Origin of the sequence: Jiella endophytica, from assembly GCF_004519335.1 — a bacterium.
Lineage (GTDB): Bacteria > Pseudomonadota > Alphaproteobacteria > Rhizobiales > Rhizobiaceae > Jiella > Jiella endophytica.
This window is the reverse complement of record NZ_SOZD01000005.1, coordinates 23034-36871: the sequence shown is the minus strand read 5'-3', so window position 1 is coordinate 36871 and position 13838 is coordinate 23034. Positions and strand designations below refer to the sequence as shown.

Sequence of the window (13838 nt, the reverse complement as noted above, 5' to 3'; positions counted from 1 at the left end):
AAATTCACCGCTTGGCCGGCCAGCGCCTTAGCACACGGGCCGGGCATCTCCAAGCTTGCGTGACGATCTCAAAGGCGCTGCAGAGCCGCGCCCTCAGGCCCGCCGCGGTCTCAACAAAAAAGTAGCCGGCGCCCGCGAAAAAGCGGCCGGGCGCAAGGCCCGGCCGCTTCGTGCATGACGATCACTTTTCCGACGGGTGTCGGGAGGCAAGCCTCGCCGTATCAGTCCACCCGATAGACCGGTCGCGGCGGGCCGGCATTCGGGTCGATTCCGCCCGGCCCCGGGACCTGATAGCGACGCTTGTGGCTGCCGCGATCGTCGTGGCGGCCGTCGTGGCGGCCTCTGCCGTCGTAGCGGTCGCCGCGATGATCGTCGCGGCGGTCGAAGTCCGCGCGGTCGTCGTGACGGCGGCGACGGTCGTAGTCGTCATGGTCGCCGCGGCCATCCCGGTCGCCATAGTCGCGGCGGTCGTGGTGATCCCGCCTCGGGTCGTGACGCGGAGGCCGGCGATCGTCGAACCGGTCCCGGTCGCGATAGAAGTTGCGCGAGCGATAGTGACTGCCCCAGTAGTTGTCGATCGAGAACGTTACCACCGGCGCCGAATAGGGGTCGAAGTCATGCCGGCCGGCATAGCTGCCGCCGGTCAGCGCGATGTAGTTCGCCGAGATCCAGCCGCGCTGGCCGCGAAAGCGCACGTCGCACCAGGAGCGGGTCTGCAGGCAGCCGAAAACCCGCAGCTGTTCGCCGGCGACGAGGACGTCGACGACCGGATAGTCGGTCGACGGGCCGGCCCTGAGATTGACGTCGGTCGTGGCGATCGCCCGCTCGGAGGCGAGCGCCGAGCCCGCCGGGAGTGCGACGACGCCAGCCAGTGCGGCCGCAGCCAAAAGGGTCTTCTTCATGATGGGTGTCCTCCTGCCGAATTTTGCGGGCCGGGATTTCCTGACCGCTTCGACAGGAAGAAAACATAGCGCGGCCCAACGGTTCCGGAACGGCATCTTCATCTGCCGTTCATCTGGGCGTGTGCCGGGAGAAGTGCTCGGCGCCGAGGACGCCGGCGCTTCAGAGGCGCGCCTCGATGGCGTCCCAGATCATCGCCGCGATGTCGTTGCCGCCGAAGCGGGCGACCTCGCGGATTCCCGTCGGCGAGGTGACGTTGATCTCGGTCAAAAGCCCGCCGATGACATCGATGCCGACGAAGAGCAGGTTGCGCTCCTTCAGTGCCGGGCCGATGCGCTCGCAGATCTCGCGCTCGCGGTCGGTCAGCTCCGTCGCCGTCGCGATGCCGCCGACATGCATGTTGGAGCGCGCGTCGGTCTCCGCCGGGACCCGGTTGATGGCGCCGGCCACCTTGCCGTCGACGAGGATGATCCGCTTGTCACCCTTTCGCACGTCCTTCAGATAGCGCTGGACGATGAAGGGCTCGCGGAAGAGCAGCGCGAAGGTCTCCATGAAGGAGGTGATGTTGCGGTCCTCCCTGGTGATGTGGAACACCCCCGCCCCGCCGTTTCCATAAAGCGGCTTCATCACGATCTCGCCGAATTCCTTGCGGAACTCCGCGACCTCCGCCGGGTCCTTGGTGATCAGCGTCTCGGGCATCAGGTCGGGAAAGTCGGTGACGAAGATCTTCTCCGGCGCATTGCGCACTTCGGCCGGGTCGTTGACCACCAGGGTCTTCGGCTGCACCCGCTCCAGAATGTGAGTCGAGGTGATGTAGGCCATGTCGAAGGGCGGGTCCTGGCGCAGCAGCACGACATCCGTCTCGCCGAGGTCGCGCTTCTCGGTCGGGCCGAGGGTGAAGTGGTTGCCCTGTTCCTCGCGCAGCTCCATCGTCTCGCCGCGCACCGTTACCTTGCCGTCGCGCAGCGACAGCCGGTCCGGCGTGTAGTGGAACAGCCGGTGCCCCCGCTTCTGGGCTTCGAGGCAGATGGCGAAGGTCGAATCGCCCTTGATCGAGATCGAGGAGACATGGTCCATCTGGACGGCGACATCGAGCGCCATGGCGGCTACCCCGCGAGAGAGAGTGATCGTTGCCGGAGGTGGTAGCGTCCGGCCGCCGGGGTGGCAATGGCGCCGGCGTTGACGGCACAGTCACCGTCCGGCACCGATGCAGTGCATCGACGCAGGTTGCCGTCACGATGATCGGCGATCGATCGCGGACACCCGGCAGACCGGCGGAAGGAGCCTTCGATGGCCGTGAAGCGGATCGTCACCAACATCGCCGCGGGCGACATTGCGCAGGCGAGTGCATTCTATGGCGAAATTCTCGGCATGGGCGTCGTGATGGATCTCGGCTGGATCGTCACCTTCGGATCCGCCTCTCCGACGACGCCGCAGATCAGCATCGCCAGCGAAGGCGGCTCCGGAACCCCGGTGCCGGACATCTCCGTCGAGGTCGACGATTTCGACGCGGTCCTGGAACGGATTGCCGCGAAGGCGATTGCGATCGAATACGGGCCGGCCGCCGAGCCCTGGGGCGTCAGGCGGGTGTTTCTGCGCGATCCCTTCGGCCGGCTGGTCAACATCCTCTGCCACGAAACGTCGCAACCTTAGAGCGCTTTCCCTCAAGGCCCATACAAGCCTAGGCACGTTTCTTGCAGGCCGGCAGAACAGCGGTTCGTCCGGCTTGCCCGCACGCCATCCAACCGATCATCGAGGCCAAAGCGTGGATCACTACGACTTCATCGTCATCGGCTCGGGCCCCGCCGGGCGCCGCGCCGCCATCCAGGCCGCCAAGCTCGGCCGCGACGTGCTCGTCGTCGAGCGCGGCCGCAAGGTCGGCGGCGTCTCCGTCCATACCGGGACGATCCCCTCGAAGACCCTGCGCGAGACGGTGCTGAATCTTTCCGGCTGGCGCGAGCGCGGCTTCTACGGCCGGGCCTACCGGGTCAAGAAGGACATCACCGCCAACGACCTTCGCACCCGCCTGCATCTCACCCTCGGCCACGAGGTCGAGGTGCTCGAGCACCAGTTCGCCCGCAACCGCGTCGACACGATGCGCGGCGAGGCCCGCTTCTTCGACGCCCATTCGATCGAGGTGCATGGCGACGAGGGCGAGACCCATCACTTCACCGCCGACAGCTTCCTCATCGCCGTCGGCACCCAGCCGTTCCGGCCGGACTACATTCCCTTCGACGGCAAGACGGTGCTCGACAGCGACGAGATCATCGAGCTGCCCTCCCTGCCCCGCTCAATGGCGATCATCGGCGCCGGCGTCATCGGCGTCGAATACGCCACCATCTTCAACGCCCTCGACGTCAAGGTGACGCTGATCGAGCCGCGCAACTCGATGCTCGACTTCATCGATGCCGAGTTGCTCGAGGATTTCACCTATCAGCTGCGCGACAGCGGCATGGCGCTGCGCTTCGGCCACAAGGTGGAGAAGGTCACCCGCCAGGAAGACGGCAAGTGCGACATCCTGCTGGAAGGCGGGCGGCACGTGCGCACCCAGATGATCCTGTTCGCCGCCGGGCGCATGGGCTCCACCAAGGCGCTCAATCTCGACGCCTGCGGCCTGTCGACGGACCACCGCGGCCGGCTAAAGGTCGATCCGAAGACCCTGCAGACCGAAGTGCCGCACATCTATGCCGCCGGCGACGTCATCGGCTTTCCGAGCCTTGCCTCCACCTCGATGGAACAGGGCCGCGTCGCCGCCTGCCACGCCCTCGGCGTCGCCTCGATCGAGCCGCCGGACTATTTCCCCTATGGCATCTATTCGGTGCCGGAAATGTCCACCGTCGGGATGACCGAGGTGGAGGTCACCGAACGGGGCATCCCCTACGAGGTCGGCGTCGCGCGCTTCCGCGAGACCTCGCGCGGCCACATCATGGGTCTCGACAAGGGCATGCTGAAGATGATCTTCAGCCTGAAGACCCGCCGGCTGCTGGGCTGCCACATCGTCGGCGAAGGCGCCACCGAGCTGATCCACATCGGCCAGGCGGTCCTCAACCTCAAGGGCACGCTCGACTATTTCGTCGAGAACACCTTCAACTATCCCACCCTGGCCGAGGCCTACAAGGTCGCCGCCCTCGACGCCTTCAACCGCATGGGCGGCGCCGACGTCGCCCCGCATATGTCCGGCGACGAGTAAGGGCTGGCGGGACGGGCCCGCAGCCGCCCGTCCCTCACGAACCGGCCCGTCTCACCGGCAGCCGCGCGAAAACCGCCTCGCCGGCGAATGCGCCGCGAAGGGATGAAGCGTCGTTTTGCCCGCGGCTCCGCACGGGGCGGGCGACGGGATGCCGGAGGCAGACCCTCCGATTGTGTGTCATACGGTCCGCCTCCGGCATCCCGCGCGGGTTTGTCGAAACGCGCAAGGGCTCTCGTTCCCCTCGCGTCGCCGGACCATTCCCCGGTCTGCCCGCCGCAAGGCGGGCGCGCCGGAGTTCGGGAAGCCGCCGGGAGGAGCACGACCTCCAGGCCGGCGGCGTGCCACCCTCCCCGCAGATACGGAAGGCCGGCCCGGCTCGCTCCGTCCCCCCGCCGCGCCTCCGGACGGCGCATGCGGACGGACCCGCCCGCCGGCCCCCGAACGATCCCGGTGATCATTCGTGCCCGTTCCGTGGGCCGGCGGTCGGGGGATGATACGGGCGGCGCGAGGGGGTGGGGATATCTTTCTTCGAAGGGGGGCCCGCTTCAGCTCGCGCGCGCCCTCTCTCCACTTCGCGGGAGAGAAAGCCATTCCAAGGAGTTGGGCGGCGCGCAGCGGCGTCCAAACCTTGAGAATGGCAAGAGAGGGGTATCCCCCTTCCCCCCATATGCCCGCCTGTCGAAGCGAGGCAGCGGTTTCACCGGTGAAACCCGTCAAAGCGAGGCACGCTTCAGATCCGCGCGCCCCTCTCTCCTTCGTGGGAGAGAAAGCCATTCCAAGAGTTGGGCGGCGCGCAGCGGCGACCAAACCTTGAGAATGGCAGAAGAGGGGTATCCCCGTTTCCGCCATAGGCCCGCCTGCCCAGCCTGCCAACGAGGCAGCGGTTTTACCGGTGAAACCCCTCTCTTGCGATTTCAATCACTTAGCCGCTTCGCGTCTAAGACGATGAAATCGCTTTCTCTCCCACAACGGGGAGAGAGGGCGCCCTTCCGCCTGCCGCCGCACACGATATCGGCGTCGTTGACGGGAATGCTCCGATCTGCCGGAGGACGTGCACGGGCGTCAACTTTGCAGGATCAGGCGAAAGGCTAGCTGCCGGCGATCTCTACTGGCTTTGATAAAGCCGGAAGCCGACCGGGGGCTTTTGGTTGTGCACTGGCGGAGTGCTGCCTGTCGGCAAGCGACCCCTTTGCATCCACTTCTGCCGCTTGGCGTGATCCTCGCGTCACCATCGAGACAAAACGTACGCCAACTAGGATGAAGCCATATTGGGGGCAGCCACCGTCCTTTGAGAATCAGCTCGCTGGTCGGTTTTCTCCGTTTCCGTCTACACCAGACGGCTTCGGGGCTAAATACCCATAACATAAGGTGCCCAAGTTCCGACCGCGTGGTTGGGGGCGGACGGAGCCGAAATACGACCGCGTTTCGCGAAGACCGACCGTACGGAGCGCGGTTACAACTTCGGCATCAGAACGGTGTCGATGACGTGGACGACGCCGTTCGACACCATGACGTCGGCCTCGGTGACGGTGGCCGTGCCGCCGGAGGCGTCCATCACGACGATCTTGTCACCATCCATGGCAAAAGTGATCTCTTCTCCCTCGACGGTTTTCGCCCGATGCTTGCCGCCATCGTCCTCGATCATCTGCATGGTAGCTTCCGACCCCGCATTGGCCGGTACCACATGATAGGTTAGGATCTTGGTCAGCTTGTCCCTGTTGTCCGGCTTCAGAAGGTCATCGACCGTTCCCGCCGGAAGCTTCGCGAAGGCCGCATTTGTTGGCACGAGGACTGTGAAGGGCCCATCACCGCTGAGGGTTTCTGCCAACCCGGCTGCCTTCACGGCAGCGACCAGCGTGGTCAGATTGTCAGCGGCCGAAGCATTCTCGATGATCGTCTTCTGCGGATCCATCGGCGCACCGCCGACCATCGGCATGTCGCCGGCCATTTGCATAAGGCTGTTTGTGGCCATCTCGTTTATAAAAATGCCAACTGTTTTTTCTATCGCGCCATCGTCGCCGGGAAGTTCTATCATCTCAATCGTGGCGCTCTGAAAACCTAGGGCTGCGCAGAAGGCTGATGCGTCTATTTGCTTTTGTTGCACGCGCACCCCGTTAGCAATTACCGCAATGCCGTTGTCCTCAGCACGGTATATCGCTCCCGTAGCAGACTTATCGCCGCCCAAGATGTCACTTGCCGCAGCGAGCACCGTTTCCGGCAGATCATTGCAATTTACGCTTGCAATGATCGATGGCCATGTCGGTCCCTTCGGTCCGATAAGGCCGATACACGTTGCACTACTGCTTCGAACCTCGGATCTAGGCAACGTGAAGGCCCCCCCTCCGCAGGGCTGAAAACTGACTTGACCGTTGTCGAACTCCGAAAGAATGACGCCGACCTGCGCTGACCCATCGGTAGTTTCGAAGAACGCCTCAATTCTTTGAGCTGTCACATTGGCCGACATTTCGGGACTTAATGTCGCGCTCTCCTGAGCTAATGAGTACTCTCGCAGGAGAATCAAGTAAACGGCCAAACCGATTACCATAAAACAAAATGTTCTGATTCTCATGATGCACTCCTCTCCGGCTTGTTATGCTTCCACCAGAACCAACGGTGTAGACATCTCCGTAAACGCAGGGATTGTACCTCGAACGGCAGACTAGGATTGTCGACTTGGGCGTTCCAAATACGAATCTAATCCGACGCTCTGCCGCGCATTTCTTATAATCAGAAATCCATTCTTTATTGCCTTCATCTTTCACACTAAGACGTACTTCAAACGATGAACCCTGCCAGACTGCGTTAGCTTTTTGCCTCGCCGCAACGTCTGATATCAATGGAAAGAGAACAATAATAACTATGAAGCAAAACATGTAGCAAAAATAACTGGCTAGAACATTTTGTGTTCGTAGTCGTTTCGCTTGAAACAACAAAATCAAAGAAAATATTGATATTATGATAAAATCGATCCTTAAAATGACTGGATATGAAAATATGAACGTCGTTATGAGTGGGATTTCTAATTCAGTGATATCTATACTAAATCCAGAAAGGTATGAAGTAAGATATGCCCAACCTAGTATGAAAGCGAATGCGGCCGGAACAAGCGCTATTAATGCCTCAGTGAGCTTGCTTAAATGCGTGTTCATGGGTAATCGCGACTTTGAACCGGATCATGTTCTGGACGGGCGGCCTGTTTGATTTTCATGCTAGGCGTGAAGACGCCGACCGGCATATTGGGCCGTTCGTCGTTGTATGCCCATAGCCATCAATTGGATATTCCCGGACTTCCTTGATCATTCCGAATGATATACTATCCGCGCCATTAGGACACCCCGAAAAATTTCGCCATTGCCTCGGTTTTCTAAATCCCTCGTTCCGACATGGATCAGGAGGACGGCATGCCGAGCCAAGTGCTTGGACTGAGCCATTGCTAAAAAGTGTCTAAGCTCGCTCATTCCCCCGGGCACGAGCAATTTCTGATTGCGCTCGTTGATGTTCGAACAGGTATATCAACGGCGGTTTTTGAGATCATCGAAGGGAAGCCTGAACGACCCATAAGGGCGCACACTCGCCCCCTAGACAAGCAATCCCGCCCTTCCATTCTCCAACAATCCTTGTATACTCGCAGCCATGGAAGACACCCGCGCCGTCACAGCCCTCGCCGCCCTTGCCCATGCCGACCGCCTGCGGGCGTTTCGGCTGCTGGTGACCGCCGGGCCGAACGGGCTGCCGTCCGGCGAGATCGCCGAGCGGCTTTCGATCATGCCGACGCGGATGAGCTTTCACCTGGCAGGGCTCGACCGCTCCGGTCTCGTCCATTCCTGGCGCGAGGGCCGGCTGGTTCGCTATGCCGTGCGCTTCGAGGCGATGCGGGCGCTGCTGGCCTTCCTGGCGGAGGATTGCTGTGACGGCCATCCGGAGATCTGCGGTGTGGCCGCCCCGCCGTCCTGCTCCAACAGTCACGCCATCAGGGAGAAGGCATTCGAACGCTGACGACGCTGCCGGGCCGTACCGTCGATCTTGGGAGGAAGCGACAATGACGAGGCCGTACAACGTTCTGTTCCTGTGCACGGGCAATTCGGCCCGTTCGATCATCGCCGAAAGCATCATGAACCGCGACTTTTCCACCCGCTTTCGCGCCTATTCGGCCGGCAGCCAGCCGCGCGGCGCGGTGCATCCGCTGGCGCTCGACCTGCTGCGGCGCCTGAACTTCGCCACCGAGGGGCTGCGGTCGAAGTCCTGGGAGGAGTTCGCGGCGGGAAAGGACGGCGCGCCGCAGCTCGATTTCGTCTTCACCGTCTGCGACGATGCGGCCGGCGAAGCCTGCCCCGCCTGGCCCGGCCAGCCGATGAGCGCCCACTGGGGCGTGCCCGATCCGGCGAAGGTCGAAGGCAGCGGCGCCGAACGGTCGCTGGCCTTTGCCGAGACCTTCCGGCAGATGAACAACCGCATCTCGATCTTCGCCAGCCTGCCGATCGAAAGCCTCGACCGAATCAGCCTGAAAAAGAGCCTGGAGATGATCGGCGACACTGACCACGATCCGCAGGACCAAGTCGCTTGACCGCCGAATTCGATCTGCCCCGCCGGCTCGTCGCCGAGGCGCTCGGCACGGCGCTGCTCGTTGCGACGGTGGTCGGCTCAGGCATCATGGCCGAGCGGCTGACAGAGGACACCGCCCTTGCCCTCCTCGGCAACACGCTGCCGACAGGCGCGATCCTCGTCGTGCTGATCACCATTCTCGGGCCGATCTCCGGGGCGCATTTCAACCCCGCCGTTACGCTGGCCATGCTGCTGCGCGGCGCGATCGCCCGCCGAGCCGCTTTCGCCTATCTCCTTGCACAGATCCTCGGCGGCCTTGCCGGCACGATCGCCGCCCATCTGATGTTCGAGCTGGCGCCGCTCGCCCTTTCGACCCATGTGCGCGTGGGACCTGCCCAGTGGCTCGCCGAAGTGATCGCGACATTTGGTCTCGTCGGCACCATTCTCGGCGGCCTGAGATTCAACGGCCCGGCGATCCCCTGGCTGGTCGGGCTCTACATCACCGCGGCCTACTGGTTCACCGCCTCGACGAGTTTCGCCAACCCCGCCGTCGCCGTCGCACGGGCCTTCACCGACAGCTTTTCCGGCATCCGGCCAATCGACGTGCCCGGCTTCGTCGTCGCCGAATGCCTGGGCGCGGTCGTCGCGGTCGTGATATTCGGGTGGCTGCTCGAACCCGGCACCCGGCTGACCATCCGCTCCGCGCTCTTTCGCCCGGCGAAATGAGCGCCCATCGAGAGACACCAGACATGACAGTCACGATCTATCACAACCCGCAATGCGGCACCTCCCGCAACACGCTGGCGATGATCCGGCAGTCCGGCGAGGAGCCGGAGGTGATCGAATATGTGAAGACGCCGCCGAGCCGCGAGACGCTGATCGAGCTCCTCGACATGATGGCGATGAAGCCGCGCGACCTTTTGCGCGAGAAGGGCACGCCCTATCACGAGCTCGGCCTCGACGACGACAAGCTGTCCGACGAGGAGCTGCTGCAGGCGATGATGGAGAACCCGATCCTGATCAACCGGCCGATCGTGGTGACCGACAAGGGCGTCAGGCTCTGCCGGCCCTCCGAGAAGGTGCTCGAGATCCTGCCGAACCCCGATATCGGCGCCTTCACCAAGGAGGACGGCGAAGTCGTCCCGCCCGCCGCCTGACATGGTGGATCGCAGCATCGCGGCGGGCGCCCTGCCGAACCTCGCCCCCGGCGCCCTCGCCCCGGTCGATCCGGCGCTCTATGCGGCACCGGGGGATCCCGTGCATCCGCCGCGCATCCTGACGCTCTACGGATCGCTGCGCGAGCGCTCCTATTCCCGCTTCGTCGCCGAGGAGGCCGGCCGTCTGCTCGGCTATCTCGGCTGCGAGGTGAAGAGCTTCGATCCACACGGCCTGCCGCTGCCGGACGCCGCATCCCCCGACCATCCGAAGGTCAAGGAGCTGCGCGATCTCGCCAGATGGGCCGAGGGCATGGTGTGGGTGAGCCCCGAACGGCACGGGGCGATGACCGGCATCATGAAGGCGCAGATCGACTGGATCCCGCTGGCTCAGGGCGCCGTCCGGCCGACCCAGGGCAAGACCCTGGCGGTGATGCAGGTCTCCGGCGGCTCGCAGAGCTTCAACGCCGTCAACCAGCTGCGGATCCTCGGCCGCTGGATGCGCATGGTGACGATCCCCAACCAGTCGTCCGTGGCGAAGGCCTTCAACGAATTCGACGAGGCCGGCCGGATGAAGCCGTCGTCCTATTACGACCGCATCGTCGATGTCTGCGAGGAGCTGACGAAGTTCACCTATCTGACCCGAGGCCGGTCCGCCGCCTTGACCGACCGCTACTCCGAGCGGGTGGAGAGCGCTGCGGAGCTGTCGCGCCGGGTGAACCAGCGCGGCATCTGAGCCTCAGTGGAGATGGCCGCCGCTCTTCACGATGCGGATTTCCTTCGGCGTGATCAGCCCCTGATGCATGACGCGGACCGAATGGATGATCGCCTCGATCTCCCGCTCCCAGTGGTCGAGGAAACGCTTCAGCCGCGGATAGTCCGGCGCCAGATCTTCGAACTGCCAAAGAAATGTCTGCAGCAGCGTCGGATGATCCGGCATGCGGTACAAGACTTCGGCCGATGTCAGGCTGTATCCCTGCAGCATCCGGCAGAAGGAATCATCGACAGTTCGAGAGGACATGGCAACACCTCTTGGAAAGGCAACGAAATTCGACCGTCCAGCGCCCTGATGATTTCCAGACCTTGGTTGTTTCAGCAGGAATTCGTCGAAGGCCGACGGGATCGATGCTGCGCCGCTTGGGTTAACGGGAGCTTAACTCCCGCCATGGCATTGACGCCGGTTTGCTGCCGGGAGGCCAGCGGCGGCGGCGACCATCGCCGCATTTTCCGGCAGCCGTTGCCGGCGCACAACAAATCGGCAGCAGCGAGTTGCGGCGTCCGTTACGCCCCTGCGGGAGATGCCCTCTGGCCGGCGACGGCGGCAGCGGCACCTGCCGGAAGCAATTGACACGCTGCCGGGGCTGGCTCATCACTTTGCAAATAGCCAGAGGCAGCGGAACGGGGAGGACGACGCCGGGCGCCAGCGTCCCGGGCGCCAGTTTGCCGGGCGCCAATGTGCCGGGCGCCGCCGCGCCTATTCGGGCGATCGGCCGTGAGACCGGGCGGTCCGCCCTGCCCCGGCGTGAGGCACCTGCGGCGCTCCGCCGCAACCGGACGATCCACTTTTCTCTCGGCCCGCAAGAGCCCTCTTGCGCCCCGCCGGCCGCCGCGAGCCTACCGCCAGAACCAGCGTGACACCATGAACGACATCGCCCCCATCACCGATCCTTCGACCCCGCCGACCGTCGCCCTCCGCCTGCACCCGACGGACAATGTCCTCGTCGCCCTGCGCAGCCTGACCGCGGGAGCGCCGCTGACCGAGGGGCTGAGCGCGGCGGAAGCGATCAATTCCGGCCACAAGATCGCGGCACGGCCGATCGCGCCCGGCGAACCGATCGTCAAATACGGCCAGGTGATCGGCGCGGCGACGGCGGAGATCGCTCCCGGCGCGCTGGTGCATGTCCACAATCTCGGCATGTCGGACCACCAGCAGGACTACGGCTTCGCCACCGCCGCGACGTCGCTCGCGCCGATCCTCGATCCCGCGACCTTCATGGGCTATCACCGGTCGTCCGGCCGGGTCGGCACGCGCAACTATCTCGGCATCCTCACCTCGGTGAACTGTTCGGGCTCCGTCGCCCGCTTCATCGCCGAGGCGATGGCCCGCGAGAGCCTTCTTGAAGAATTCCCGAATGTCGACGGCATCGTGCCGATCGTCCACGGCACCGGCTGCGGGATGTCCGGCAGGGGCGAAGGCTTCGAAACGCTGTTCCGCACCCTTGCCGGTTACGGCCACCACGCCAATTTCGGCGGCATCCTGCTGCTCGGGCTCGGCTGCGAGGTCATGCAGATCGCCGATCTCGTCGACCGCGAGGCGCTGAAGGACACCGCCCGCTTCCGCTATATGACGATCCAGCAGACCGGCGGCACCCGGGCGACGGTCGAGCGCGGCAGCGCCATCCTGCGCGAACTCGCCGCCGAGGCAAACAAGGCGACGCGGGCGCCTGCTCCGGCCTCGAAGCTCGTCCTCGGCATGCAGTGCGGCGGCTCGGACGGCTATTCCGGCATCACCGCCAACCCCGCCCTCGGCGTCGCCTCGGACCTCCTGGTGCGCCATGGCGGCACCTCGATCCTCTCGGAGACCCCCGAGATCTACGGCGCCGAACACCTCCTCACCCGGAGGGCCGTCGACGCGCCGACCGGCCGCAAGCTGATCGACCTCATCGACTGGTGGGAAAACTACACCGCCCGCAACGACGGCGAGATGGACAACAACCCCTCCCCCGGCAACAAGCGCGGCGGCCTGACGACGATCCTCGAAAAGAGCCTCGGCGCCGTCGCCAAGGGCGGCACGGCGCCGCTTTCCGGCGTCTACCGTTATGGCGAGCCGATCGACCAGCCGGGCTTCGTCTTCATGGACAGCCCCGGCTACGACCCCTGCTCGGTGACCGGCCAGGTCGCCTCCGGCGCCAATCTCATCGCTTTTACTACCGGCCGCGGCAGCGTCTCCGGCTACCAGCCCGTCCCGTCGATCAAGATCGCCTCCAATCTCGATCTCTGGCAGCGGATGCAGCCTGACATGGACGTCAATTGCGGCGAGATCCTCGAGGGCACCAGTCTCGAGGCCAAGGGGGAGGAGATCTTCGACCTCCTCCTGCGCGTCGCTTCAGGCGAGAAGACCAAGAGCGAGGCGCAGGGCTTCGGCGCGGTGGAGTTCGTGCCCTGGCAGATCGGCGCGGTGATGTAGCGCGGCAAGCACTGCAAGGCGCCTTCCCTGTCACGGTTTGATCGGCCGCAATCACCCCCGCGTCATGCAGCCACCCGCCATGTCAGCGGTTGCCGTGCGGCCGTCTACCCCCGCACGATACGCGCCCTGACCTGTACATCCGAAACACTCCCGAAGGGCAAGAATACCGAAAATGCGGGGATTCGATTGGCGGAGAGTGGACATCCGATGGCGGAGAGGAAGGGATTCGAACCCTCGATACCGTCTCCGGTATACTCCCTTAGCAGGGGAGCGCCTTCGACCACTCGGCCACCTCTCCGTGGCCGCCCTTCTAGGCTCATCGGGCCAATCTGCGCAACCCCTCGCGGCGGCGTTTCGGCGCGCTCACGCAACTTCCGCGCCGCGGAGGCTTTTCGGTGCCGGCGGAGGCCGGGTTCACCCTTGCGACCAGAGCGCCGTCGGTGCGAGCGGGCAGACGGGCAGACGGACGAACAGGTAAACGGAGGAACGGACGAACTGACAGACGGGCGGACGGGCGGGCGGGCGGACGGGCGGACGAGCGGACGAGCGGACGAGCGGACGAGCAGGGAAACAGAGGAACAGGGAAGCGGGGAAGCGGGGAAGCGGGGAAGCGGGGAAGCGGGAAATAGTGGACGCTCTCGCTCTTTGAAGCGCCGCACCGTGCCCTCCCGAAGTAGATGCCGACTTTGCGGCCGATGCCGTAGCCGCAGTTGCATGCATCGCGGTTGCCGAGGGCGACACTGCGTAAAACCACGTCCCTTGCGCGGCACCGAAACTCGATCCGTCCCGCGGACTTCGGCGCATTCACATTGAGGCGCTTCGCCGGCTCTGTTAGACGGCAGTCTTTCCGTCCACTCCATGGTAC

The 13838-nt window shown here is 64.2% G+C and carries 12 protein-coding genes and 1 tRNA gene; 8 read left to right on the top strand and 5 right to left on the bottom strand.

Annotated elements, in window-relative coordinates; genetic code table 11:
- Positions 1-221: 221 nt before the first annotated feature.
- On the bottom strand, positions 222-902 hold the full coding sequence (locus E3C22_RS16045) for an SH3 domain-containing protein (RefSeq protein ID WP_167591799.1): 681 nt from the start codon (positions 900-902) through the stop codon (positions 222-224).
- Between the two features lie 160 nt (positions 903-1062).
- Positions 1063-2001 carry a glutathione synthase gene (gshB, locus tag E3C22_RS16040; RefSeq protein ID WP_134763074.1) on the bottom strand — a complete coding sequence of 313 codons (939 nt, stop codon included), beginning with the start codon at positions 1999-2001 and terminating at the stop codon, positions 1063-1065.
- Positions 2002-2190: 189 nt separating this feature from the next.
- Between gshB and E3C22_RS16035 the strand changes: the two genes are divergently transcribed.
- Positions 2191-2553 (top strand): VOC family protein, encoded by a 363-nt coding sequence (locus tag E3C22_RS16035; protein WP_134763073.1) that lies wholly within the window; start codon positions 2191-2193, stop codon positions 2551-2553.
- 112 nt (positions 2554-2665) lie between these two features.
- On the top strand, positions 2666-4090 hold the full coding sequence (gene sthA, locus E3C22_RS16030) for a Si-specific NAD(P)(+) transhydrogenase (RefSeq protein WP_134763072.1): 1425 nt from the start codon (positions 2666-2668) through the stop codon (positions 4088-4090).
- A 1453-nt stretch (positions 4091-5543) separates the two neighbouring features.
- Here the strand turns inward: sthA and E3C22_RS16025 are convergent.
- A complete protein-coding gene (locus E3C22_RS16025) occupies positions 5544-6044 on the bottom strand; it encodes a fasciclin domain-containing protein (protein ID WP_245515056.1) in 501 nt (166 codons plus the stop codon).
- Positions 6045-7723: 1679 nt separating this feature from the next.
- Between E3C22_RS16025 and E3C22_RS16020 the strand changes: the two genes are divergently transcribed.
- The 5 genes from E3C22_RS16020 to arsH are packed head-to-tail and all read left to right on the top strand — an operon-like array spanning position 7724 to position 10522.
- Complete coding sequence (locus E3C22_RS16020; RefSeq protein ID WP_134763071.1) at positions 7724-8086, top strand: ArsR/SmtB family transcription factor; 363 nt, start codon at positions 7724-7726, stop codon at positions 8084-8086.
- Between the two features lie 43 nt (positions 8087-8129).
- Positions 8130-8654: an arsenate reductase ArsC gene (locus tag E3C22_RS16015; protein ID WP_134763070.1), complete on the top strand. Its 525-nt coding sequence runs from the start codon at positions 8130-8132 to the stop codon at positions 8652-8654.
- Entirely contained in the window at positions 8651-9358 is a 708-nt protein-coding gene (locus E3C22_RS16010) for an MIP/aquaporin family protein (RefSeq protein WP_134763069.1), read from the top strand. Before E3C22_RS16015 ends, E3C22_RS16010 begins: the two co-directional genes overlap by 4 nt.
- A 23-nt stretch (positions 9359-9381) precedes the next feature.
- Positions 9382-9789 (top strand): arsenate reductase (glutaredoxin), encoded by a 408-nt coding sequence (gene arsC, locus E3C22_RS16005; RefSeq protein WP_134763068.1) that lies wholly within the window; start codon positions 9382-9384, stop codon positions 9787-9789.
- Position 9790: 1 nt separating this feature from the next.
- Positions 9791-10522 carry an arsenical resistance protein ArsH gene (gene arsH / locus E3C22_RS16000; protein WP_134763067.1) on the top strand — a complete coding sequence of 244 codons (732 nt, stop codon included), beginning with the start codon at positions 9791-9793 and terminating at the stop codon, positions 10520-10522.
- A 3-nt stretch (positions 10523-10525) separates the two neighbouring features.
- On the opposite strand, the gene E3C22_RS15995 is transcribed toward arsH, so the two are convergent.
- Positions 10526-10807, bottom strand: coding sequence for an usg protein (locus E3C22_RS15995; RefSeq protein WP_134763066.1), 282 nt, complete (start codon positions 10805-10807; stop codon positions 10526-10528).
- Positions 10808-11425: 618 nt separating this feature from the next.
- On the opposite strand from E3C22_RS15995, the gene E3C22_RS15990 reads away from it, so the two are divergent.
- Complete coding sequence (locus tag E3C22_RS15990) at positions 11426-12973, top strand: UxaA family hydrolase (protein ID WP_134763065.1); 1548 nt, start codon at positions 11426-11428, stop codon at positions 12971-12973.
- Between the two features lie 208 nt (positions 12974-13181).
- Here E3C22_RS15990 and E3C22_RS15985 read toward each other — a convergent pair.
- Positions 13182-13271, bottom strand: a tRNA-Ser gene (locus E3C22_RS15985).
- Positions 13272-13838: the final 567 nt, after the last annotated feature.

Coding starts and splice junctions, on each gene's coding strand:
- E3C22_RS16045 (WP_167591799.1), bottom strand. CDS start 902: ATGAAGAAGACCCTTTTGGCTGCGGCCGCACTGGCTGGCGTCGTCGCA.
- gshB (WP_134763074.1), bottom strand. CDS start 2,001: ATGGCGCTCGATGTCGCCGTCCAGATGGACCATGTCTCCTCGATCTCG.
- E3C22_RS16035 (WP_134763073.1), top strand. CDS start 2,191: ATGGCCGTGAAGCGGATCGTCACCAACATCGCCGCGGGCGACATTGCG.
- E3C22_RS16025 (WP_245515056.1), bottom strand. CDS start 6,044: ATGCAAATGGCCGGCGACATGCCGATGGTCGGCGGTGCGCCGATGGAT.
- E3C22_RS16020 (WP_134763071.1), top strand. CDS start 7,724: ATGGAAGACACCCGCGCCGTCACAGCCCTCGCCGCCCTTGCCCATGCC.
- E3C22_RS16015 (WP_134763070.1), top strand. CDS start 8,130: ATGACGAGGCCGTACAACGTTCTGTTCCTGTGCACGGGCAATTCGGCC.
- arsC (WP_134763068.1), top strand. CDS start 9,382: ATGACAGTCACGATCTATCACAACCCGCAATGCGGCACCTCCCGCAAC.
- arsH (WP_134763067.1), top strand. CDS start 9,791: ATGGTGGATCGCAGCATCGCGGCGGGCGCCCTGCCGAACCTCGCCCCC.
- E3C22_RS15995 (WP_134763066.1), bottom strand. CDS start 10,807: ATGTCCTCTCGAACTGTCGATGATTCCTTCTGCCGGATGCTGCAGGGA.
- E3C22_RS15990 (WP_134763065.1), top strand. CDS start 11,426: ATGAACGACATCGCCCCCATCACCGATCCTTCGACCCCGCCGACCGTC.